We start from the raw sequence: 21,913 nt of genomic DNA on the forward strand, positions 1-21,913 counted from the left end.
GTCATTTCCTGGTGGATTGCAATGGATTCAAGCCGAACTGGCGCCGTTCGTCTTCGGTCAATTCGCGCCCGACCCTCCTGGCCACTTCCGGGGCCACTTCATCGATCGAACGGCACTCGGGGCAATCCCAGAGACGGACGGTATTCGTGCTTGCAGTGAGCACCATCTTGCCATCGTGGGAAAACTGCGCGCTGGTGACCGTACCCTCGTGCCCGCGCAGCACACGCAGTTCCTTGCCGCTGGCCACGTCCCACAGTCGCGCAGTCTTGTCCCGGCTTGCAGTCAGGACCGTATTGCCATTGGCGGAAAACTGGGCGACGGTGACTTCATCATCATGCCCACGCATGGCGCGCAGTTCCCGGCCGCTGGCCAGGTCCCACAGCCGCGCGGTCGTGTCCGCGCTTGCGGTCAGCACGGTCTTGCCATCGGCGGAAAACTGCGCGCTGTTGCGCGCAATGTACGCAACTCCTTCCCGCTGGCCACATCCCACAACCGCGCGGTCTTGTCGTAGCTTGCGGTCAGCACCGTCCTGCCGTCGGCCGAAAACTGCGCGCTGGTGACCGATTTCTCGTGCCCGCAAAAGGTGCGCCACTCTTTGCCGGTGGTCGCGTCCCACAGTCGAGCGGTCTTGTCCAGGCTTGCGGTCAGCACCGTCTTGCCATCAGCGGAAAACTGCGCGCTGTTGACCCAGTCCTCATGCCCCCGCAAGGCCAGCAGTTCCTTGCCGCTCGCTGCATGCCACATCCGCGCAATATTGTCATTGCCTGTGGTCAGTACTGTCTTGCAGTCGGCGGAAAACTGGACGCTGTAGACCGCGCCCTCATGGCCGCGCAAGATGTGCAGTTCCTTTCCACTGGCCCCTGGATGATGGCGCGAAGCCTGCCGGACAAGATCGGCTCACCGGGGAGGTCGTCGACGAAGACAGCTCACGGCGCTCCTTGTCGGCACGCAAGCGATCGATGACGGCCGTCTTGAAGTTGGCAAGATTGGTGGCGCGGGTGGATTCGGTTTGGAACAGGCGGGCGTGGGCCGCGTCCGCAATCTGCCCCACGAAGGGCAGCTTCTCGCACCATTGCATGATCGGGCGTTGCGCCGCCAAGGGTCCGGCAATCCCGCGACAGCGAGCACTGGAATGGCCGCGCCAAACAAGATCTGCAACACCTTCGCCCACTGGTAACGCCTGCGATAGCGGCCACAGCTGCGACTGTAGTAGCGGAGTTGGTCTTCCAGCCTCAGCCATGTCGGATGACAGGCAACCTCGGATGGCACCTGGAAGGCGCCTGCGCTGTCAGTTTGAGTGGCCACGAGAACTGCTCATGCACGCGTATGCGCCGCGCTGGCGGCGGAGCATAGCCACTTGCGCCCGGCCGGCCATAGGCAAGGCGCAATAGTTGCGTGCCCTCAGCCCCTCAGCCCGGCAAGTGCGGCAGGTAGCGCGCCGACAGCACCCCTTCGATCGCCCCGATGTCCGCCAGCACCGCGTCGCTCACCGCGCTGTCGACATCGACCAGCGTATAGGCCATGTCGCCGCGCGACTTGTTGACCATGTTGTGGATGTTCAGGCCGGCGCGCGCCATCGCGGTAGAGATCTGGCCGAGCATGTTGGGCACGTTGGCATTCGCGATCGCCACGCGGTACTCCGACTCGCGCGCCATGCTCACGCTCGGAAAATTCACCGCGTTGGCGATATTGCCGTTTTCCAGGTAGTCGCGCAGTTGGTCGGCCACCATCACGGCGCAGTTCTCCTCCGCCTCGCGCGTGCTCGCCCCCAGGTGCGGCAGGCACACGATGCGGTCGTTGCGCAGCAGCGCAGCGCTCGGAAAGTCGCACACATAGCGCCCCAGGTGGCCCGCCGCCAGCGAAGTCAGCACGGCCTCGTCGCTCACCACCCCCTCGCGCGAGAAATTCAGCAGCACCGCGCCGGGCTGCATGAGGCGAATGTTCTGGGCATTCACCATGTCGCGGGTGGCATCGACCAGCGGCACATGCAGGCTCACGAACTGCGCCACGCGCAAGACCTCGGCCACGCTGCCTGCCTTCCTCACCTGCGAGGGCAGGCTCCAGGCCGCATCGACGGTGATGTCCGGGTCGTAGCCGAGCACGTTCATGCCCAGCTTGATGGCCGCATCCGCCACCAGGCACCCGATCTTGCCCAGCCCCACGATGCCCAGCGTGCGTCCCGCCAGTTCATAGCCGGCATAGGTGCTCTTGCCGCCCTCGACCGTCTTCTCCAGGTCGGGTCGGTCCGGCACCAAGCCGCCGACGAAATGCAGGGCGCCGGAGAGATTGCGCGCCGCCAGCAACATGCCGGCCAGCACCAGTTCCTTCACCGCGTTCGCATTGGCGCCCGGTGCGTTGAACACCGGCACGCCACGGGCGCTCATCGCCTTGACCGGGATGTTGTTCGTGCCCGCCCCCGCGCGCCCGATGGCACGCACGCTGGCCGGAACGTCCATCTTGTGCATATCTGCGGAACGCACCAGCACCGCGTCCGGCGCGGCGATGTTCTTGCCGGTGGCATAGCGATCTGAAGGCAGGCGCTGGAGGCCGTTCTCCGAGATCTCGTTCAGCACCAGGACCTGGAGGCGCTCAGCCATGGCTGGCCTCGAACTCCTTCATGTAGTCGACCAGCGCGATGACGCCCTCGATCGGCATCGCGTTGTAGATCGACGCGCGCATGCCGCCCACCGATCGGTGCCCCTTGAGCTGCACCATGCCGCGCGCCTGCGCGCCCTTGAGGAAGGCATCGTCGAGCGACTCGTCGCGCAGCTTGAAGGGCACGTTCATCAGCGAGCGGTCGTCGCGCGCCACCGGGTTGTAGAAGAACGATGTGGTCTCCAGGTGGTCGTACAGCACGGCCGCCTTCTTGCGGTTGTTCGCCTCGATGGCCGTCAGTCCGCCCTGCGCCTTGACCCAGTTGAAGACCAGCCCGGCCATGTAGATCGTGTACGTGGGCGGCGTGTTGAACATCGAATCGTTGTCGGCCTGGATCTTGTAGTCGAAGGCCGAAGGCGTGATCGGCAGCGCCTGGCCAATGAGGTCGTCGCGCACGATCACGATGGTCACGCCGGCCGGGCCGACGTTCTTCTGCGTGCCCGCATAGATCAGGCCGTATCGGTTCACGTCGATCGGGCGCGAGATGAAATTGCTCGACATGTCGGCCACCAGCGGCACGTCGCCCGTGTCGGGCGTCCAGTGGTATTCGACGCCACCGATCGTTTCGTTGGAGCAGATATGGACGTAGGCCGCGTCCTTGTCGAGCTTCCACGTGTCCTGCTTCGGTACCCGCGTGTAGCCGCCCTCTTCCGAGCTCGCGGCCACGTTGACCTTGCAGTACTTCTTGGCTTCCTTGATCGACTTCTTCGACCACTCACCGGTGTCGATGTAGTCCGCACCGCTGCGGCCGCGCAGCATGTTCATCGGCACGATGGCGTTCTCGCCGATCGCGCCGCCCTGCAGGAACAGCACCTTGTAGTTGGCCGGCACGCCCATCAGTTCGCGCAACAGTGCTTCCGCCTCCGCGTGGATCGCGATGAATTCCTTGCCGCGATGACTCATCTCCATCACCGACATGCCGCTGCCACGCCAATCGAGCATCTCGTCGGCAGCTTGGCGCAGCACGGATTCGGGCAGCGTCGCAGGGCCGGCGCTGAAATTGAAGACACGGGTCATTCGAGGGATCTCCAGGAGAAGTGGCGAGGAAAGGGCTCGCCATTCGACAGGAGGTCCGGGCAAATTGCAACAGAGGGAGCGGGCAGGGATTACCCCTCTGGGCGCCGCTTCTCAAGAACCCGCCGTCATCCCGAATCAGAGAATGCAGTCTTGAGAGCGCAACCCGTCTCTCGGATCCCGATGTCGGTCCTGAACCATGGCCCCGCCCGACCCGGAGGCCCTGGCCCTGTCGGCGTGCTTCGCCAGCCTCCGTTTCAGGCCCTTCCACAGCGCGAAGGCCCAGGCGCCGCCCGGGCCGGAGGCTCAGCCCGCGCCGCCCAGCGCGAACACTGAGTTGACGGGCATCGGCCGGTCGGGTTCGGGCCGCCCGGGTCGGCGCCCCAACCGCGAGCGCGATGCAGCTTGCGACCGCACTTCCGCACCCCATTCGGCGCGGGCGGCATCCGTCACGATCGACTGGAGCGAAATGTTCTCCAGGAACTCCAGCATGCACCGGTTCAGCGAAGCCCACAGCTCGGGCGTGGCACAGCGCTGTTCGCCCGGCGTTCTCGCCTGGCCGCCCTGCCCATCGCCGTCGATCGGCTCGACCGCACAGACGATATCGGCCACGCAGATGCTTGCGGCATCACGGCCCAGCGTGTAGCCCCCACCCGGCCCGCGCGTGGCCGAGACGAGGCCGTGCCGGCGCAGGTTGCCGAACAGGTGTTCGAGGTAGGACACGGACACTTGGTGGCGCTCGCTCAGGATGGCCAGGGACACTGGGCCGCCGCGGCGGCGCGTGGCCAGGTCCACCATGGCGCTGACGGCCACACGTCCCTTGGTGGTCAAACGCATTGCCGTCTCCTTACTCGTCGCGACCGCCGCCCAGGCCCAGCAGGGCCAGCAACGACTGGAACACGTTGTAGATGCTCAGGTACACGCCGAGCGTGGCCGTGATGTAGTTGGTTTCATGGCCGTCCTGGACACGCTTCAGGTCGTACAGGATGAACGCCGAGAAGATGCCGATGGCCAGGACCGCCAGCGTGATCATCAGCGCGCTCGACTGGATGAAGAAGTTGGCGATGCCCGCTACCAGCAGCATGATCGCGCCGATGAACAGCCACTTGCCCATCGAAGTCAGGTCGCGCTTGATCACCGAAGACAGCGTCGCCATGCCGAGGAAGATCGCGCCGGTGCCGGCAAAGGCCATCATCACGAGGCTTGCGCCGTTGGCCATGCCAAGCACATTGCCGACAAGGCGCGACAACATCAGGCCCATGAAGAAGGTGAAGGCCAGCAGGACCGGGACGCCGGCAGCCGTCTCCTTGGTCTTCTCGATGGCATACATGAAGCCGAAGGCGCCCGCCATGAACACGATCAGGCTGATGCCCGGGGACATCATGCTGGAGATTCCCGTGGCCACGCCGATCCACGCGCCCAGCACGGTGGGCACCATCGACAGCGCCAGCAGCCAGTAGGTATTGCGAAGCACCGCATTGCGTTGGCCTGCCTCGGTGACCCGTGCTGCGGGCGCACGGCCGAGGGTCTGGAGGTTCTGGTTCATGGCTTTCCTTTGAGTTCGACAACCGCAGGAATGCGAATTGTCGTGCCACGACTCTAGGGGTCCTGAGCATTCTGGAAAAGTCGCATTTTCGACATCGATTGTTCTGTTTAAACTGCGCGATCTCAGGGATTACCCATGAACTTCAAACACCTCTACTACTTCTGGGCCGCGGCCAAGGCGGGCGGCATCGCGCGCGCGGGCGAGCAACTTCACATCACGCCGCAAACCCTCTCCACGCAGATCAAGCTGCTGGAGGACCGCCTGGGCTGCCACCTCTTCCAGAAGCACGGTCGAGGCCTGGAACTGACGCCTGACGGGCGCACCGCCCTGAGCTACGCCGACCAGATCTTTGCCCTGGGTGACGAACTCGAAATGGCGCTGGGCAATCGCGGCGAGGGCAAGCGGACGCTGATCTTTCGCGTTGGCATTGCCGATGCGGTCCCCAAGGCCATCGCCTATCGCTTGCTGGAGCCCGCGCTTGCCATCACCGAAACCGTGCGCCTCATCTGCCACGAAGGCAACTTCCGCGACCTGCTTGCGCAGCTGTCGGTGCAACGGCTCGACCTGGTGATTGCCGACGAGCCCATGGGCAAGCAGACCAGCGTCAAGGCCTTCAACCACACCCTTGGCAGCACGGCCATGAGCTTCTTCGCGGCGCCGGCATTGAAGCGCTCGCTCGCCAGCGATTTCCCGCGCTGCCTCGACGGCGCGCCAATGCTGATCCAGGGCGCTTCATCGGCGGTGCGGCAGCGGCTCGATCTGTGGCTCGCGGAGCACAGCCTGCGGCCCCGGCTCATCGGCGAGTTCGATGACGCCGCCTTGCTGAAGGCGTTTGGCGGCGAAGGACGCGGCGTATTCATGTCGCCCACCGTGCTGGAGGACGAAACCTGCACGCAATATGGCGTCGAGGTACTGGGACGGGCGGAGGGCCTCCTCGAGGAGTTCTTCGCAATCTCGGTGGAGCGGCGCATCACCCACCCGTGCGTGGTGGCCATCACGCAGGCCGCGCGCCTGCAGTTCCTGAAGAGCTAACGCGCGTCCCGGCGCGCCAGCAGCAAGCTACCGCCGGTGGTGTTGAAAGCGATCGTCGGCGCACTGAAGTCGCTCAACGGCGCGCCCAGGCCGATCTCGCCGCTGCCATGCAGCACGCATTCGTCGCGCCGCAGGGCGATCTCACCGCTGGCGCCGGAACGGCCGTGAAAGCGCACCCAGGTGCCGTAGGTGCTGACGTCGACCAGCACGCAACTGCCCTGCCGCACTTCGATGCGGGCGTGCAGGCGGGACACGCGTGGGTCGTTGACCACGAACTCGGCCTCGTCGACGCGGCCGAGGTGAATCGGCAGGTCCGATGCGCGGAACAGTGAGCGCACGTCGAGCCATGACAGCTCGATCTGGCCAAACGAGGAATCCGGCAAACGGCCCTGATGCACCAGCGCGGCCGGCACCGTCATGAATTCGGTGATTTCCTCCTGCCAGTCAATGCGGTGCACGATCGGCATTTCGGTCTTGCCGCGAATATTGATGGGGCCGAGGTTGCGATGCCGCAGGCTTGGGTCGAAGATTTGCTCAATGACCGATGCGGTGGCCCATATCTGCCCGGGACCCGCCAGATCACTGAGCCTCGAGGCCAGATTGACCGCGTCGCCATACGAATCGCCATCCACCTCCACCACTTCGCCGCTGGCCACGCCGATCTGCAAATCCATCCGCAGGGGAGCCGGCCAGGTGATCAGGCGCTTCTGGTGATTTCTCTGCAGTTCGAGCACTGCTTCGACGGCGCCGGCTGCGTCTGGGAATATCGCGAAAATGCCATCGCCCAGCGTTTTGACGACGCGGCCGTGGTGGGATTCGCAAACGGCGCCGATCCATTGCACCAGGCGCGTCACCGTGTCCGTCGCCCGCGCATTGCCCATGGCCTCGAACACACGCGTGCTGCCAGTCAGATCCGCGAATACGACAGTGGGAGGGGCAGCCATTGGATGTAGTTCTAGGCGCAGTTTGTCACCGATTATGGCAAAACCACGTGTCCTCCATTGGATTGCAGTCTTGCACGGAACTTTTTCCAAACAACCGCAAATTGCGCGCAATTTAGAACACTTCCGAAGGAAACTTGAGGTTCCGACTCCCCCGAGGTTGCAAATGCAAGCTGAGGCCTTGCTTCCTCAAGCGGCGCGTTAACTTTTTCGTGAACAATGTTGTTTTTTAACATTATTTGATGTTTTTGCAGCTTGTGCACGAGCGTGTCGCTCTGTAAGGTCCGCTTATCAACGGCTCCCCTCATTGCCCTGCGTCATGATGGTACCCAGCAGTTTCCTCCGACTCTTTTCGCTCCAGGGTTTCCACCTGCGCGATTCGGAGCAACGCCATACGAGCCGGGTGCGCCATGCGATGTTGTCTCTGCTTCAAGTGCACGGCGGTCACGAAGTACAGCGCGTGGCCCAACGGGTACGCTTCGCGGGGAATCTCCAATCCCTCTGGCATTTGCGCCAGCGCATGATGTCCGCGATCAGCGAACTTGATGGAGAAGCAGCGGCACGACGCCAATTGCGCCCCATCAACAGCCTGTTCAAGCGCTGGCTGCCTGATACGACTTCCACGTCAAACACATAGCTGCGTTGGAGCGCCTTGCCGTTCTGCAGCGCAGTCTGCGGCGCTCCTTGTTCTGCGCCTGAATGCAGAGCCATATGAATCGATGGGCCCGCGGCGGCACCAGCGTTTCAACCTGTGAATCCTGCGGGCGCCCGCGCGTCGCTCAATCGTGATGATGAGCGTGCCGGTGTCCCCAGACCATGAAGATATCGCGGCCCTCGGCCGCCAACTCGACCTCGGCACCCACCGGCAGCAACACCTTGGTTTGCACGTGGCCGAATGGCAGGCCCGTGAGAACCGGCACCTTGATCTGCGTGCGCAGGCGCTCGACCACTGTTTGCAGGCTGAAGCCGCGATCGTAGTTCGGCACCTTGCGGTAGCCGGTGAACTGGCCGATCAGGATTGCCTTCTGGCGCGCCAGCACACCGGCCAGGCGAAGTTGTTCCAACATGCGTTCGATGCGATAGGGGTGCTCGCCCGCGTCTTCGAGGAAAAGCACGCCCTTGTCGATGGCCGGGAAGTACGGCGTGCCCAGCAGGCCGGTGAGCACGCAGAGATTACCGCCCCACAACTGCGCGCCGTGGATGCTGCGCATGCCGCTTGCCACCTCTGCGTCGCGCAGCGGCAGTCGCCAGCCGGTGCCCTCGCCCTGCCCTGACAACAGGTCCTCGAAGCAGGCTTCCATGATGTCGTCGGAGCCGCCTTCTGCGCCGAAGTCTTCGCCCACCGCGGGGCCCTGCCAGGTCACCGCGCCGGTTTTTGCCAACAGCGCGTTCTGGAAGGCGGTGAAGTCGCTGAGCCCGACGAATTCGGTGCCGTGCGAGATGGCCTTGGCGATCGCCTTGTAGGGCAGCGCCTCGAGGATGCGCGTGAGGCCGTAGCCGCCGCGCGAGATCAGGGCGACGTCGGCGCCGCTGGCGGCTGCACGGGAAATGGCCGCGAGCCGGGTGTCATCGTCGCCGGCGAATCGCTGATGGACGGAAAGCGTGGCTTCGTCGATCTCGACGTCGTAACCGAGGGCCTTGAGGCGCGCGACGCCGCGCTTGAAGGCCGCCTTGTCACGCACCGCGCTCGAAGGTGAAAAGATATAGATGTGTTTTGTCACGGCGCGAAGTATCCCATTGCGGCCTGTGCGGCCCGATGGGCTTCGGCCCGCGCGAGGTCGCGCACCGCGGCGCGTTCGACGGGCCACGCGCGCAGGCCTGCCTGGTAGCCTGCGTCCACGAATGGTGCGCTCCATGCCGCCTTGCCGAGCGCGTCCGGATGCGTCTGCACCGGCAAGCAACCTGCCAGGCGGCCCACTGGCAGCGACGACCCGACGAGCGCGGCCAGCGCGGAGTCGTCCGCGTCGTGGACCAGCAACACGCGTGGCAAGTCCAGCCGGTCGATCCACTCGCGAATCGCCGCCGCATGCCATTCCAGCGTATGCACGGACATGCGCTTGGGCTTGTCGCTGCGGCCGAAGCCGATCAGGTCGGGCACCAGCACACGCGGTCGGTCGAGCGCCGCCAAACGGGCAATGAGGTGGCGATAGAGGTATCCCCATTGACCCGCGCCATGCAGGCCGACCACCGAGAGCGGCGCATCGCGTGGCCCTTCGTCGACATAGTGCATGCGCCATCCGGTCAAGCCCGGCAGATCGCTGATGTAGTGCGCAGTCCATGGCCAGTCGGGAAGGTCGACGAAGCGCGCATCGGGTGTACGCAAGGCATCGTCACGCAGGGGCTGCGCTTGCTCGCGCGCCTCCTGGCGTCGGACCCGAAAGAACTGTTGCAACGCGTCCGCGCAGGCCGCCGCGCACACACCGCCCTGCACCTTGGTCCGATGGTTCAGCCGGGGTTGCGCAAACAGATCCACCACCGAGCCTGCGGCGCCGGTCTTGGGGTCGGGCGCACCGAACACCACCCGCGCCAGACGGGCGTGCAGCATGGCGCCCGCGCACATCGCGCAGGGCTCCAGCGTGACGTAGAGCGTGCAGTCTTCGAGCCGATAGTTGCCCAGCGCCTGGGCCGCGGCGCGCAGTGCGTTGATTTCGGCATGGCCGCTGGGGTCGCGTTGCGCGATGGGGGTGTTGCGCCCGCTGGCGATCAACGCGCCATCCTTCACCACCACGGCGCCCACCGGCACTTCGCCGGCCCCGGCGGCAGCGCGTGCCTCGTCGAGCGCGCGCTGCATCCAGTCTTCGTCGTTCATCGGGCTGCGGTCGAATCCGGCATTGGCAGCTACTTCGCCTCGTCCGGCATCGCGCGCGGCTGTTGCATTGCGGCTTCGACCTGCTGGCGCACGTGCTGCTGAATTTGCTGGCTTTGTTCGCGCACGTTCGGCGTGGGTCTGCCTGCGACCGGAGGCGCGGCCGCTGGCGTCAGCGTGCTCATCTGCTTCTTTGCCAGCAGGCCGACGATCACCAGCGCCAACACCAGGCCGACCAATCCAAGACTACGCATGCTCGGCTCCTTCGGCCATGCCGAGCCGCTGCATCCACGCGGCCAGTGCCTGCTCGTCGGGCGTGCCCTGGCTGTAGGCGGTGTACATGGCGGCATGGGCCTCGCGGCGGTGCTGGTTGAGCTTGAGCTTGCATTGCCAGGCGACCACCTTCAACTCGAAGCCGACGATGCCGGCCAGCATCTTGAGCTGGAATTCCTCCCCGAGGCTCTTCCATTGCTCGGCATAGGCGGGTTCGTGTTCGCCGATCAGGCGCTTGAGCAAGGCGTCCTTTTCCTGCGGCGATTCGATGAGCGTGGCTTCGACGGTGCAATGCACGGCCAGGTAGTTCCACGTCGGCACGCGGGCGAGGTCGGGATAGACGCCGGGCGACATGTAGGCATGCGGCCCCTGGAAGGTGACGACGGCGCGCGGACGTGCCCGCAGGTGGCGCCACAGCGGATTGGGCTTGGCGCAGTGGCCGAGCAGGGAGAACTGCGTGTCGTCGCGCACGTCCACCACCAGCGGCAGGTGCGTCACTTCGGGCAAGCCTTCCTCGTCGGTGGCGATGAGGCTGGCGAAGGAATGCGCGCGCATCAGCTCGATGGCGACGTCGCGATTCTTCTCGTTGAATTGCGGGGGCAGGTACATGTTCTTGCGTGAGTGCTGGGGCGGTCGCGGGGAAGGCTCCGGACTTGTGCGGAGCCCACCTTAGTGTGCCAGCGGCATCGGCGCCTGCAACAGCGCCGCCAGCGCGTCGTTGAATTCCGCCAGGCTGCGCTGGAGGGCCGCGAATCGTTCCCGCGCTGCGTCGGCATCGCCTTCCTTGGCGGCGTCTTCCAGCGCTTCGCAATCGCGCATCACAGACTCGGCCTTGACCAGCCGCGCAGCGCCCTTGATCTTGTGGGCGGCCGAGGCCACCTTGCCAAGGTCGTTGGATTCGATGAATTCCGCGAGTTCTTCCGCGTCCGACAGGTTCGAGCGCAGGAGCGCCTCCATGAAACTGGACTCCACTGCGGGATCGCCGCCTGAAAAGGTCTTGAGCGTGGAAAGGTCGAAGGGCTGGTCTGGCGTGGCCGACCCGGTCGTGGCTGGGTCCGACGCCGGCCCCGCGCTGGCGCCGCCATGCAGGTGCCGGCGCAGGGCATCACGCAGGGCATCGACACTGAGCGGCTTCATCAGGCATTCGTCCATGCCGACGTCGAGGGCGTGCTTGCGCTCCTTCTCCTGCACGTGTGCCGTGCATCCCAGCACAGGTCGGCGCGGCAGGCCTTTTTCTCGCTCGATGGCGCGAATGGCCTCGGTCAATGCATACCCGTCCATCACGGGCATCGAGCAGTCGGTGATGACCACGTCGAAGGCGTCATGGCGCCACATGTCCAGCGCGATCTCCCCGTCCTCCGCGGTTTCGCATTGCATGCCGAGGAATTCCAGTTGCCGCTTCAACAGCATGCGGTTGGCCGGATGGTCGTCGACCACGAGCACCTTGCAGTTCCGGAGGCTGGAGAGCGGGGACTCCGCCGCCCTTCTGGCCTCCTCCTCGTCCGGCAGCCCGGCGGGCGCGGCCAGCACCGGCAACCTCAGTTCGACCAGCACGCTGGTTCCCTTGCCGTGCTGGCTTTGCACGGAGATTTCCGCGCCCATCTTCGTGCACAGGCGCTGCACGATCGGCAGGCCCAACCCGGTGCCGCCGATGGCGCGCGGGCCCGCGGCCTCGGCCTGGAAGAAGGGCTTGAAGAGGTTGGCGAGGTCGGCCGCGCCGATGCCGATGCCGGTGTCTTCCACCTCGAGTTCGACATGCTCCACGTCATCGACCCGCATCACATGCCGCAAGCGGATCGTGACGCCGCCCTCGTCGCTGTACTTGATCGCGTTGCTGACCAGGTTGTTGACGATCTGCCGAAAGCGCACGCCGTCCACCGCGTGCCACTGCGCCACCCGTTCGTCGATCTTCACGGTGATGTCGAGACCGCGCTGTCGAGCCATGCTGGCGAAAACGTTCGCCACTTCCCGGATCAGCGGCCGCAGTTGCGCCGGCCGCGGAATCACCTCCAAGCCACCGGCCTCGATCTTGGAGATGTCGAGGATGTCATCGATCAAGCCCAGCAGCCCTTGCGCAGATTTGCGGGCCAGGTCCGCCGAAGCCAGGTCCTCGCGGGAGAGCCGGCCCTCGCGCACCATCAGCTCGAGCATGCCCAGGACCGCGTTCATCGGGGTGCGGATCTCATGGCTCATGGTGGCCAGGAAGTTCGACTTGGCCCGATTGGCCGCCTCGGCCTTTTCCCGGGCCGTCTCGATCTGCGCCACCATCTGCTGGCGCTCCGTCATGTCGATGGCGCCGCTCACGAAAGCCACGCGCGCCCCGCCCTCGACCAGCGAGATGGGCGCGGCCCAGTGGTTGATGTGCTTGATCTCGCCGCCCAGCACCACATCGATGTCCTCGTTGATGCTGCGCCCCTCCGCGACCAATTGCATGTACTGGGCGTGCACCGACCGCACCTGCTTGGGCGTGGCTTCGGTCACGCTGGATTCAGGCAAGGTCTTGCCCAGGACGTCCTGCCGATCCACATGGAAGAAGGTTTCGAAGGCGCCGTTGCAGAAGATCAGCCGGGCATGCATGTCGCGCACGCAGATGGCATGCGGTATGCCTTCGAGCATGGCCCGCTGGAAAGTGAGCTGGTCGCGCAGTTCCGCCTCGGCCTCCAGCCGCCGGGTCACCTGCTTCTTCAGTGCACGGTTCCATACGGCGACCAGGAGCAGGCACAGCAGCAAGGCCGCACCGATGGGGTAGAGCCAGTGCGCGTAGTGGCTCCAGCCCGTGGACGGATGGTTGGAGAAGGTCCAGTTGGTGCGCAGGCGCCGCATCTCTTCCGGGGAGATGCTCTGCAGGGTCTTGTCGATGATCGAGAGCAGCACCGGGTTGTCCGCCCGCACGCCGAAGGACACGTCGACCGGCGCATCGTTGATCGCGCCTGCAACCTTGAGTTGGTTGGCGTAACGCTGCCGGATGAGGTAGCTCGCCGTGTTCACGTTGCCCACCGTCACGTCCGCCTTGCCGCCGGCCACGTATTCGTAGCTTTCGGCAATGGAGTCGACCGGCACCAGCTCGACGCCCGGCACGCGTTGCTTCAACGCTTCCGCGACGCTGTTGGGCGCGAGGTACGCGATGCGCTTGCCGGCCAGCTTGTCGATGCGCAGGATATCGGGGCCGTCGACCCGCGAGACCAGCACCCAGTAGCCCCGGTAGTACGGCGCGGAGGGCAGCACGTCGATCTCCGATTGCTGGCCGGTGATCATGACCGGCAGCAGGTCCGCCCGACCGATCCTGCCGGCCCGCGTCTGGATCGGCTCGAACTTGAGGCCGGTTTCGCTGGTGATCTTGCTCATCACCTGCACGGTCAGGCCGGCGTACCGGTCCGACTGGTCGACGAACATGAAGGGCATGCGGTCGGGCACCGCGGCATAGTGCATCACCGGGTTCGCGGCGATCCATTTGCGCTCCTCCTCGGACAGGTTGACGCGCTCCGCCGGCTCGGTCGGCTCGTAGGTGGGCGACCAGCGCGCCTTGATGTCCTGGCGCACCCGCGGCGGCAGCGAGGTCAGCACCTGGTTGATCAGCCGCTGCAGCACCGTGTCGTCCGAACGCACGGCGAAGTGCACCGAGTAGACCGGCTCCTCGCCGAAATTGGCGATACGCAGCTTGCTCAACTGGTACTGGTCGATCAGGTAGCCGGCCGTGGCACCGTTCTCCACGAACAAGGCAACCTTCTCGTCGGAGGCGGCGGTCAGGCCGAGGAACACGCCCGCGTAGGGAACGAGCTTCGCGGACGGGTACGCCGCCCGCAGCGCCTCCAGCGGGACGTGGCCGGGGATGTAGCCCACGCTGATCGGCGCGCCGCGGTCGATCGGCCCATTCAGCGCGGTGACTTCCACATGGCGGCTGACGAAGTACGGCACGGTGAGCGCCACCCCGCCGCCGGACCGCATCCGCGGCACCGTCGGGAGGATGTCGACATCGCCCCTCGCCAAGGCCGCGGTGGCCTCCTGGATCGAACCGAAGGTCTTGACCTGCATGGCGATGCCCAAGGCGGTGCCAGCGGCGTCCAGGTAGTCGGGCGAGATGCCCTTGTATTCGTTGTCCAGCCCGATCAGGTCGAAGGGGGCCAGGTCATTCGGCAGCACGCCGACGACAAGGGTTCGGTGCGCCGCGAGCCATCGCTTGTCGCCGGCGCTGAAGGACAGCGGCAGGCTGGGCAGGTGGGTGTAGCCGACCAGGTTTGGCGGTGGCGCGGGCGATGCCTCCTGGCCCCTGGCGACTGTCGCGGTCCATCCCAGGAGCACCAGCAGGCCCAGCACCTTCCAGACTTGCCAACGCCAAACCAGACCGAGCGTGGCCACGATGCCGAACCTTCAGGTGATGAGGCCGTTGGCTCGCGCGAAGTCCACCAGTTCGACCAGCGTCGAGATGTTCAGCTTCTCGAACAGGCGCGTCTTGTAGCTGCTCACCGTCTTGTTGCTGATGAGCAGCATGTCGCCGATCTCCTTGTTGCTCAGGCCGCGCGCCAGGTGTTGCAGAACGCTCAGTTCCCGGTCCGACAAGGTCTTGACCAGGTCGGCCGGCGTCGCGCCCACGGTGCCCGTCAGCGATGTCAACGCACCGCTCGGAAAGACGCTGTAGCCCGACAGCACCGATTGCGCCGCCTGCACGATCGAGGCCATGTCCTCCGACTTGCTGAGGAAACCGTTGGCGCCGGCGTGCAAGGCACGGGTGGCAAAGATGGACTCCTGCTGGCCCGAGAGCACCAGCAGCTTGAGCATGGGATTCGACGCCTTGAGCCGCTCGATCAACTCCAGGCCGTTCATGCGGGGCAGGTCGAGGTCGAGGATCGCCAGCGAGGGTTGGAGGTCCCGGATGACCGTGAGCGCGGCCGGCCCGGAATCGGCATCGCCGACCACCTTGAAAAGCCCGCTGCCTTCCAGGACGGAACGGACGGCAACGCGGATGGCGGGGTGGTCGTCGACGATGACTACGGAGTGCATGGCGGCTCGATCCTCTCGGAACAGGCGTGACCCCCCAGCGGCAAATTCTAGGGGCTCACCCTGGAAGGTGTGAATCTTTCTACTGCGGCCACCGATCCCGGGACTGCGCTCCTCGCCGTACCGAAGTGCGGTTGCGGTGCTTGACCCGAGCTCGGCGCCCCCGCTACGAAGTCTTCACACCTTGTTCAGCGGGCGCTGGCCGCCTTCAGCATGGCGATCATCGGCGCATAGCCGCGCATGGTCGCCAGTTGCAACGGGGTGTTGCCTTCCCGATCGGTCAACTGCAGGTTGGCGCCGGCCTTGACCAGCAGCGCCAGCGTGCGTTGGTGCCGCGGGCCACCATCGCCGAGCACGATCGATTCGATCACCGCCGTCCAGTGCAGGTTGTTCACATGGTCAAGCGGTGCGCCGGCCGTGATGAGTTGGCGAACGACTTCGTCATGGCCCAGGTGTGCCGCCGCGATCAACGCGGTGCCGTCATATCGGCTGGTGACCTGGCTTGCGCTCGCGCCGAGCCACAACAAGGTCGCGAGCGTGGCCGGGTCGTTGGCCACGGATGCGATGGTGACCGCGTCATAGCGGTCGTTCTCCAGGGCATTGAGGTCCGCACCGGCTTGTGCGAGGGCGCGGATCACGTCGCTGTGGCGCGCAAAGGTCGCGACATGCAGCGGCGTGCGGCCATGGGCGTCGCGCGCCTTCGTGTCGGCGCCGGCCTTCAACTCGCTGTTCAACGAGGCCAGGTCACCTCGCCAGGCGGCCTTGTGAAGGGCCTCGTAGGCTTGCACTTCCGTGGAGGACGGTCCCACCTGCGCCACGGCCGGACCAGCGCACAGGAACAGCACGCCCAGCAGCGCGAACAGGCGGCGACGCATGCTCATCAACCCAGCAGGCCCTTGACCTTGTCGAGCGCTGCGTTGGCGCATTGCTCGTCGAGGTGGCCGCCGGGTGCACCGCCGACGCCCACCGCGCCGATGACGTCATTGCCCGCCTTCACCGGCACGCCGCCACCCAGCAGCAGCATGCCCGGCAGGTAGACCAGGTTGGCGGCGCCAGCGTTCTTCTGCGAGCCTTCCATCATGGCTTGCGTGGGCGACTTGGCCGATGCCGAGGTCCAGGCCTTGCGCTCGCTCGACGCCAGCGTGTGCGGGCCGGCGTTGTCGGCACGCTGGACGGCACGCACGGTGCCGGCGCGGTCGACCACCGTGGCTGCCACGTTGTAGCCATTGGCCGCGCAAGCGGCGACCGCAGCGGAGGCAATCTGGGTGGCCAGTTCGAGCGACATGTTCTTCTCGGTGCGGACCAGGGGCTGCGCTGGTTGTTGCGCTTGTTGTGCGTGCGCGCCGATGGCTGCGAATGCCAGTGCGATGGCGCCGAGACGAAGGGTGGAATGCATGTGAAATCTCCAGTGAGGAATGACCGTGCTGGCAGAAGCGCCAACCGCGTCGCTACTGTAGAAAACGCCCTGCCCGGCCGCTATTCGTAGGGCTACGCGCGGTGCTCCGTAGTTCTACGGAGCGGCCCGTTCCGCCAACGCGGCATAGCGGCGGATCAGTTGCGCCAGCGAGTCGCAATCGAGCTTGGCGAAGAGGTTGGCACGGTGCGTCTCGACCGTGCGCGGCGAGAGCGTCAGCGCCCGCGCGATCTCCTTGTTGGTGAGTCCGGCGACGATCATGCCGAGCACTTCGCGCTCCCGCTCCGAGAGTTGCGCAAAGCGTTCGCGCGCGAACTGATCGACCTGCGCACGCTCGCGCGAATTGACGTGTTGACGGACCGCGTGCTGCAGCGCCTCGAGCAGTTGCTCGTCGTCGACCGGCTTCTCCAGGAACTCCGCCGCGCCCGACTTGAACGCGCGCCGGCACATCTCCACCGTGCCGTGGCCGGTCAGCATGATGATCGGCTGGTCCACCTGCTGGGCCACCAGCCGGTCCAGCACCGTGAGCCCGCTGATGCCCGGCATGCGCACGTCGAGCACGATCGCGCCGATGCCGCCGCGGTCGAACTGCTCGATGAAGGCTTGCGGATCGGACCAGGTCTGCACGCGCAGTCCCACCGTGCCGATCAGCAGCGCCAGGCTGTCGCGCACGGCCTGGTCGTCGTCGATCAGATGGATGAGGGGCGACAGTGGTGGATTCATGGCGTTTGTGCCAGCGGCAGGCTCAGGACGAAGCGCGCACCGCCCGCCATCGAGGCATCGGCAGCAAGCGAGCCGCCCATGTCGCTGGCCAGCGATTCGCTCAGGCTCAGGCCAAGGCCCAGGCCGCCTTCGCGGGTGCTGTAGAAAGGTTCGAACAGGCGCGGCAGTGCTTCCTCGGCAATGCCGGGACCGTTGTCGCTCACGACGAGCTGGCCCATCGCGTCTTGCGTACGGACTTCGATCTCGATGCGGCGCCGGCCGGGCGGCATCGTGTCCAGCGCCTGCAGCGCATTGATCAGGAGGTTGTGCACGACCTGCTCCAGCGCGACCGGGTCGGCCAGCACACGCACGGGCGCGCCCGGGTCGAAGCTGATGCCCACGTCACGTCGCGTGCATTCCGGCTCCAGCAGGTACAAGGCGCTGCGCGCTGCGTCCTGCAGCGCCACCGGCTCGCGCCGGCCGTGGCCGTCGGGCCGCTCGATCGCGCGCCGCAGTCGGGCCACCACTTCGGCAGCGCGCCGGGCTTGCTCGGCCGCCTTGCCCATCGCGTCGCGGGCCGTGTCCAGTTCCGGCGGATCGTCGGCCAGCAGGCGCCTGGCCGCCTGCGTGTTGGCCAGCATGGCGGTCAGCGGCTGGTTGAGTTCATGTGCCATGCCGGCCGCGAGTTCGCCCAACGCATTCAGCCGGGCGACTTGGCCAAGCCGCAACAGTTCCTCGGCGCGACGTCGCGCCTCGCGTTGGCGCATCAACATCCGCACGCCGCCGAGCACCACCCCCACGGCCAAGGCCCAGGTAGCCATCAGGATCCAGGGCAATTCCCGCCAGGCCACGTTGCGCTGCGCCACCACGTCGAAGGCCTGGCTCTCCGAGGCCAGCACCTTGCGGAAGTCGAAGCGCCAACCACCAATGCCGATGCGCCCCGGTTGCACGACGAACTGCTGCGCCGCTTGTTCGACGGTGACGCGGCTCTGGCTGGTCTTGGGGTCCATCGGCCAGTCGCGCCAGGGCACGGTCGCGGCTAGGTCGATGTCCAGCGCATAGCTGACCGGCTCCGCGCCGATGACCAGCCGGTAGCGGCCCCGCGCGAAGTCGACCTGCGCGAGTGCGGGCCGGTGCTGGCTGCGCGATTGCGCCTCGGCCTGGGCGATTTCGTGATCGGTCCACGTCCCGCCACGCTCGCGGCGTTCCACGGACAGGATGGAGGGATAGACCGAGGTCAGCCGCTGCTCGGGCGCATCGGCCGCGCCTGCCCTGCCGAGCAAAGCCAGCGTCGCCAGCACCGCGTCGTACTGCACCACCTGCTGGCTCAACAGCCGGTGCGCGATGCGGGCATCCGTCTCGAAGGCTTCCTGCAGTTGCTGCAACTCGCTGCGTGCCAGCCACACCGCGCCCGCCGCGCTGACCACGAGCCACGCGAGCCACCAGCCAGCGAGCGCGCGCAACCGTTGATTCATGGCGCGGATTGTGCCCGCGCATCCCGAGCCCGCGCACCGGGTCATGGATAACGAGAATCGCGCCGGCAAGCAAGCACGATAGCCTTTGCGGGCCGGACTTCCCGGCGCCGATCCGAGCAACATTGAGCGCGCCACGCAGCGCATGGGAGCTTCCACCGATGGACGTTCAACGTCACCTCGACGAACTGGACACGCAGGGCTACACCGTCATCCCCGACTTCCTGAAGGCCGACGACATCGCGCGCGTGCGCGCCGGCCTCGCGCCCTTTCTCAGCACCCACGCCGGGCGCAACAACTTCGAAGGCTTCAAGACCGAGCGGGTCTACACGCTTGCAGGCCGGGGCCGCTGCTTCGAGGACATCGCCGAGGACGCGCGGGTGCTGGCGCTGCTCGACAAGCTGCTGGCGCCCGGCTACCTGCTCACCGCCAGCCAGGCGATCTGCATCTACCCGGGCGAGACACCGCAGCCGATCCACTTCGACGATTCCTTCTATCCGATCCCGCGACCGCGGCCGTCGATCAGCATCAGCACCATCGTCGCGGTGGACGCATTCACCGCGGAGAACGGCGGCACCGAAGTGATTCCCGGCAGCCATCGCTGGAGCGACGCGCAGATCGCTGGCGCCTACGACGGCCATGACGCCGATGCCGACATGCCACCGCAACTTGAACGCCAACTGGTGCCGATGGAAATGCCCGCAGGCGCCTGCGTCGTCTTCCACGGCACCCTGCTCCACCGCGGCGGCGCCAACCGCAGCCATGCCGAGCGCCTCGCCTTCTCCAACCAGTATTGCGAACCCTGGGCGCGCACGCAGGAGAACTTCTTCCTCGGCATTCCGCCCGCGCTGGTCCGCCAGATGTCGCCGCGCATGCAGACGCTGCTGGGCTACGAAATCATGGCGCCGTTCATGGGGCATGTGACCGCGTCGCATCCCACCAAGGTCCTGCGTCCCGGGTACGTCAACGTCGTCGAGTCAGCACGAGAAACATGAAACCCACCGCCGAATGCGCCTGCGGCGCGCGCCCTCGAGGGGCGCACCCAGCGGTCCGGCAAAGCCGGTCCCGCGGGTACCCACGAACCGGCAAGGCACTGTCGTGACTGCACTTCAAGCACAAACCGATCCTCCAACCCAGAAAGGGAGACACACCATGGCGCACATTCATCCGCTGGACAAATTCATCGGCGACACCTGGCCGACGCTCGCGAACGACGCGGAGATCCGCGAATTCGAAACCGTGCCCTACGACGAACGCATCGCCGCCGCGAGCACCTACGAGGCCTTGCAGCTCGGCGCGGCCTGCAACCCCGATGCGCCGGCGCTGCTGTACCTGCCCAATGCCGATCCCGAAGAGACACCGGTTCGCGTCACCCACCGCGAGTTCCTCGGCCGCGTCACGCAGGCGGCCAACCTCTTCACCGAATCCGGCATCGGGCCCAACGACGTGGTGAGCTTCCTGCTGCCGCTGGTGCCGCAGGCCTTCTTCACGCTGTTCGGCGCCGAGGCCGCGGGCATCGCGAATCCGGTGAACCCGCTGCTGGAGCCGGGCCAGCTCGCGGAAATCCTTCGTGCAGCCAACACCAAGGTGCTGGTCGCGCTGGGCCCGGTCCCCGGCACCGACATCTGGACCAAGGTCGAGCGCATTCGCGAGTTGATGCCGGAGCTCAAGACGGTCTTCGTGGTGGGCGGCGCCGACGATGCTGCGCGCGGGGTCTACAACCTCGACACCGCCGTCGCGCGCCAGCCCGCCGACAAACTCACCAGTGGCCGACGCATCGCCTCCAGCGACATCGCGGCCTACTTCCACACCGGCGGCACCACTGGCCTGCCCAAGCTCGTGCGCCATACCCATGCCAACCAGGTCTACCAGGCGTGGGCCATGGACCTGCTCCTCAAGCTCAAGCCCGGCAGCACCTTCCTGTTCGGCCTGCCGCTGTTCCATGTGGGCGGCGCGCTGACGCAGGGGCTGGCGACGCTGTCCGGCGGCGGCGCGCTCGTCGTGTTGTCGCCTTCCGGCTGGCGCAATCCGGCGTCGATTCGCAATGTGTGGCGCCTCATCGAACGCTATCGGCCCGAGGTTTTCGGCGGCGTGCCCACCGTCATGGCGGCAGCGCTCAACGTGCCTGTGGATGGCGCCGACGTGTCCAGCCTGCGGCGCGCCGCGGGCGGCGGTTCCGCCATTCCGGTGCCGGTCGGCAAGGCGTACGCGGAGCGCTTCAACATCCCGGTGATGGAGGTCTATGGCATGACCGAGACCTCCAGCGTGCACGTCATCTCGCACGAGACGCGGCCGATCCGCATCGGCGCCGTGGGGCACCCCGTTCCCTACAGCCATGTGCGTGTCGTGCAGCTCGATGAACAGGACCGCGTGGTGCGTGATTGCGAGGTCAACGAGATCGGCGTGATCACGATGAGCGGGCCGGGCGTGTTCTCCGGCTACCTGAACGACAAGCACAACAAGGGCGCTTTCGTGGAACCTGGCTGGGTCAACTCGGGTGACCTGGGCCGCCTCGACGAGGACGGCTATCTGTGGGTCACCGGGCGCGCCAAGGACCTGATCATCCGCGGCGGCCACAACATCGATCCGATGGCGTTGGAGGAAGTTTTCTTCCAGCATCCCGCCATCGCACTGGCGGCGGTCGTCGGGCAGCCCGATGTGTATGCGGGCGAGTTGCCAGTCGCCTACGTGCAACTCAAGGCGGGCGTGACCGCCGATGCGGCCGAACTGCGCGCCTTCATCGCCGAGCGCACGCCCGAGCGCGCCGCGGTGCCGGTGAACCTGTACCTGGTCGACAGCATTCCATTGACCGCCGTGGGCAAGGTGTTCAAGCCGGCGCTGCGCTGGGATGCCGCGGGTCGCACGGTGACGCAGATGCTGGCGGACCTGGTTCCCGCAGGCAAGCAGATGTCCGTCACCGCCGGACCCTGCCCGGTGAACGGCAATCTGATCAAGGTCAGGTTCGAAGGCGTCGGTGAGGGCGAGCGGGAACGGCTCGCGCAGGATGTCGGCGCGCGCATCGGGCCGCTGGTGTGGAAACACGAAGTCGTCTGGAGCTGAACG

The 21,913-nt window shown here is 66.1% G+C and carries 21 protein-coding genes; 4 read left to right on the forward strand and 17 right to left on the reverse strand.

Features of this window, described 5'->3' with window-relative positions:
* Window position 1: 1 nt before the first annotated feature.
* From WKW82_RS15310 to WKW82_RS15335, 6 genes are all read right to left on the reverse strand, one after another.
* Window positions 2-415, reverse strand: a complete 414-nt coding sequence (locus WKW82_RS15310) for a WD40 repeat domain-containing protein (RefSeq protein ID WP_340343154.1) — start codon at window positions 413-415, stop codon at window positions 2-4.
* Complete coding sequence (locus WKW82_RS15315) at window positions 409-843, reverse strand: WD40 repeat domain-containing protein (protein WP_340343218.1); 435 nt, start codon at window positions 841-843, stop codon at window positions 409-411. Before WKW82_RS15315 ends, WKW82_RS15310 begins: the two co-directional genes overlap by 7 nt.
* Window positions 844-1,409: 566 nt before the next feature.
* Window positions 1,410-2,597 (reverse strand): phosphoglycerate dehydrogenase, encoded by a 1,188-nt coding sequence (locus WKW82_RS15320; RefSeq protein WP_340343155.1) that lies wholly within the window; start codon window positions 2,595-2,597, stop codon window positions 1,410-1,412.
* Window positions 2,590-3,672 carry a 3-phosphoserine/phosphohydroxythreonine transaminase gene (serC, locus tag WKW82_RS15325; protein ID WP_340343156.1) on the reverse strand — a complete coding sequence of 361 codons (1,083 nt, stop codon included), beginning with the start codon at window positions 3,670-3,672 and terminating at the stop codon, window positions 2,590-2,592. The genes WKW82_RS15320 and serC overlap by 8 nt, the downstream gene beginning before the upstream one ends.
* A 303-nt stretch (window positions 3,673-3,975) precedes the next feature.
* Window positions 3,976-4,506, reverse strand: a complete 531-nt coding sequence (locus WKW82_RS15330) for an Rrf2 family transcriptional regulator (protein ID WP_340343157.1) — start codon at window positions 4,504-4,506, stop codon at window positions 3,976-3,978.
* A gap of 10 nt (window positions 4,507-4,516) precedes the next feature.
* The gene (locus WKW82_RS15335) at window positions 4,517-5,215 is read right to left on the reverse strand and encodes a Bax inhibitor-1 family protein (protein ID WP_340343158.1); all 699 of its coding nucleotides are present in this window, start codon (window positions 5,213-5,215) and stop codon (window positions 4,517-4,519) included.
* A 135-nt stretch (window positions 5,216-5,350) separates the two neighbouring features.
* Between WKW82_RS15335 and nhaR the strand changes: the two genes are divergently transcribed.
* Window positions 5,351-6,247, forward strand: coding sequence for a transcriptional activator NhaR (gene nhaR, locus WKW82_RS15340; protein ID WP_340343159.1), 897 nt, complete (start codon window positions 5,351-5,353; stop codon window positions 6,245-6,247).
* On the opposite strand, the gene WKW82_RS15345 is transcribed toward nhaR, so the two are convergent.
* The gene (locus WKW82_RS15345; RefSeq protein ID WP_340343219.1) at window positions 6,244-7,191 is read right to left on the reverse strand and encodes an adenylate/guanylate cyclase domain-containing protein; all 948 of its coding nucleotides are present in this window, start codon (window positions 7,189-7,191) and stop codon (window positions 6,244-6,246) included. The two genes, nhaR and WKW82_RS15345, sit on opposite strands and share 4 nt — an antisense overlap.
* A 316-nt stretch (window positions 7,192-7,507) precedes the next feature.
* Between WKW82_RS15345 and WKW82_RS15350 the strand changes: the two genes are divergently transcribed.
* Complete coding sequence (locus tag WKW82_RS15350; protein ID WP_340343160.1) at window positions 7,508-7,825, forward strand: hypothetical protein; 318 nt, start codon at window positions 7,508-7,510, stop codon at window positions 7,823-7,825.
* A 142-nt stretch (window positions 7,826-7,967) separates the two neighbouring features.
* Here WKW82_RS15350 and WKW82_RS15355 read toward each other — a convergent pair whose 3' ends face one another.
* The 10 genes from WKW82_RS15355 to WKW82_RS15400 all read right to left on the reverse strand — a co-directional run bounded on the left by WKW82_RS15355 (window position 7,968) and on the right by WKW82_RS15400 (window position 18,853).
* Window positions 7,968-8,909 carry an LD-carboxypeptidase gene (locus WKW82_RS15355; RefSeq protein ID WP_340343161.1) on the reverse strand — a complete coding sequence of 314 codons (942 nt, stop codon included), beginning with the start codon at window positions 8,907-8,909 and terminating at the stop codon, window positions 7,968-7,970.
* Window positions 8,906-9,997 (reverse strand): tRNA adenosine(34) deaminase TadA, encoded by a 1,092-nt coding sequence (gene tadA, locus WKW82_RS15360; RefSeq protein WP_340343162.1) that lies wholly within the window; start codon window positions 9,995-9,997, stop codon window positions 8,906-8,908. Before tadA ends, WKW82_RS15355 begins: the two co-directional genes overlap by 4 nt.
* A gap of 29 nt (window positions 9,998-10,026) precedes the next feature.
* Window positions 10,027-10,248: a hypothetical protein gene (locus tag WKW82_RS15365; RefSeq protein ID WP_340343163.1), complete on the reverse strand. Its 222-nt coding sequence runs from the start codon at window positions 10,246-10,248 to the stop codon at window positions 10,027-10,029.
* On the reverse strand, window positions 10,241-10,876 hold the full coding sequence (locus WKW82_RS15370; RefSeq protein ID WP_340343164.1) for an FMN-binding negative transcriptional regulator: 636 nt from the start codon (window positions 10,874-10,876) through the stop codon (window positions 10,241-10,243). The genes WKW82_RS15365 and WKW82_RS15370 overlap by 8 nt, the downstream gene beginning before the upstream one ends.
* Before the next feature lie 60 nt (window positions 10,877-10,936).
* Entirely contained in the window at window positions 10,937-14,623 is a 3,687-nt protein-coding gene (locus WKW82_RS15375; protein ID WP_340343165.1) for a response regulator, read from the reverse strand.
* 12 nt (window positions 14,624-14,635) lie between these two features.
* Window positions 14,636-15,265 (reverse strand): response regulator, encoded by a 630-nt coding sequence (locus tag WKW82_RS15380; protein ID WP_340343166.1) that lies wholly within the window; start codon window positions 15,263-15,265, stop codon window positions 14,636-14,638.
* A gap of 185 nt (window positions 15,266-15,450) precedes the next feature.
* Window positions 15,451-16,137 (reverse strand): ankyrin repeat domain-containing protein, encoded by a 687-nt coding sequence (locus WKW82_RS15385; protein ID WP_340343220.1) that lies wholly within the window; start codon window positions 16,135-16,137, stop codon window positions 15,451-15,453.
* Between the two features lie 5 nt (window positions 16,138-16,142).
* The gene (locus tag WKW82_RS15390) at window positions 16,143-16,658 is read right to left on the reverse strand and encodes a GlcG/HbpS family heme-binding protein (RefSeq protein ID WP_340343167.1); all 516 of its coding nucleotides are present in this window, start codon (window positions 16,656-16,658) and stop codon (window positions 16,143-16,145) included.
* Window positions 16,659-16,772: 114 nt separating this feature from the next.
* Window positions 16,773-17,399 carry a response regulator transcription factor gene (locus WKW82_RS15395; protein ID WP_340343168.1) on the reverse strand — a complete coding sequence of 209 codons (627 nt, stop codon included), beginning with the start codon at window positions 17,397-17,399 and terminating at the stop codon, window positions 16,773-16,775.
* Window positions 17,396-18,853, reverse strand: a complete 1,458-nt coding sequence (locus tag WKW82_RS15400) for a sensor histidine kinase (RefSeq protein WP_340343169.1) — start codon at window positions 18,851-18,853, stop codon at window positions 17,396-17,398. Before WKW82_RS15400 ends, WKW82_RS15395 begins: the two co-directional genes overlap by 4 nt.
* A 158-nt stretch (window positions 18,854-19,011) precedes the next feature.
* Here WKW82_RS15400 and WKW82_RS15405 point away from each other — a divergent pair, with 158 nt between their 5' ends.
* A complete protein-coding gene (locus tag WKW82_RS15405) occupies window positions 19,012-19,845 on the forward strand; it encodes a phytanoyl-CoA dioxygenase family protein (RefSeq protein ID WP_340343170.1) in 834 nt (277 codons plus the stop codon).
* Between the two features lie 157 nt (window positions 19,846-20,002).
* Window positions 20,003-21,910, forward strand: a complete 1,908-nt coding sequence (locus WKW82_RS15410; protein WP_340343171.1) for an acyl-CoA synthetase — start codon at window positions 20,003-20,005, stop codon at window positions 21,908-21,910.
* Window positions 21,911-21,913: the final 3 nt, after the last annotated feature.

The organism is Variovorax rhizosphaerae (genome assembly GCF_037889975.1).
Classification (GTDB): domain Bacteria; phylum Pseudomonadota; class Gammaproteobacteria; order Burkholderiales; family Burkholderiaceae_C; genus Variovorax; species Variovorax rhizosphaerae.

Bases quoted from the DNA above. Each gene is read 5' to 3' on its own strand.
- WKW82_RS15320 (WP_340343155.1), bottom strand. From the start codon at position 2,597: ATGGCTGAGCGCCTCCAGGTCCTGGTGCTGAACGAGATCTCGGAGAAC.
- serC (WP_340343156.1), bottom strand. From the start codon at position 3,672: ATGACCCGTGTCTTCAATTTCAGCGCCGGCCCTGCGACGCTGCCCGAA.
- WKW82_RS15330 (WP_340343157.1), bottom strand. From the start codon at position 4,506: ATGCGTTTGACCACCAAGGGACGTGTGGCCGTCAGCGCCATGGTGGAC.
- WKW82_RS15335 (WP_340343158.1), bottom strand. From the start codon at position 5,215: ATGAACCAGAACCTCCAGACCCTCGGCCGTGCGCCCGCAGCACGGGTC.
- nhaR (WP_340343159.1), top strand. From the start codon at position 5,351: ATGAACTTCAAACACCTCTACTACTTCTGGGCCGCGGCCAAGGCGGGC.
- WKW82_RS15345 (WP_340343219.1), bottom strand. From the start codon at position 7,191: ATGGCTGCCCCTCCCACTGTCGTATTCGCGGATCTGACTGGCAGCACG.
- WKW82_RS15350 (WP_340343160.1), top strand. From the start codon at position 7,508: ATGATGGTACCCAGCAGTTTCCTCCGACTCTTTTCGCTCCAGGGTTTC.
- tadA (WP_340343162.1), bottom strand. From the start codon at position 9,997: ATGAACGACGAAGACTGGATGCAGCGCGCGCTCGACGAGGCACGCGCT.
- WKW82_RS15365 (WP_340343163.1), bottom strand. From the start codon at position 10,248: ATGCGTAGTCTTGGATTGGTCGGCCTGGTGTTGGCGCTGGTGATCGTC.
- WKW82_RS15370 (WP_340343164.1), bottom strand. From the start codon at position 10,876: ATGTACCTGCCCCCGCAATTCAACGAGAAGAATCGCGACGTCGCCATC.
- WKW82_RS15380 (WP_340343166.1), bottom strand. From the start codon at position 15,265: ATGCACTCCGTAGTCATCGTCGACGACCACCCCGCCATCCGCGTTGCC.
- WKW82_RS15385 (WP_340343220.1), bottom strand. From the start codon at position 16,137: ATGCGTCGCCGCCTGTTCGCGCTGCTGGGCGTGCTGTTCCTGTGCGCT.
- WKW82_RS15390 (WP_340343167.1), bottom strand. From the start codon at position 16,658: ATGCATTCCACCCTTCGTCTCGGCGCCATCGCACTGGCATTCGCAGCC.
- WKW82_RS15395 (WP_340343168.1), bottom strand. From the start codon at position 17,399: ATGAATCCACCACTGTCGCCCCTCATCCATCTGATCGACGACGACCAG.
- WKW82_RS15400 (WP_340343169.1), bottom strand. From the start codon at position 18,853: ATGAATCAACGGTTGCGCGCGCTCGCTGGCTGGTGGCTCGCGTGGCTC.
- WKW82_RS15405 (WP_340343170.1), top strand. From the start codon at position 19,012: ATGGACGTTCAACGTCACCTCGACGAACTGGACACGCAGGGCTACACC.
- WKW82_RS15410 (WP_340343171.1), top strand. From the start codon at position 20,003: ATGGCGCACATTCATCCGCTGGACAAATTCATCGGCGACACCTGGCCG.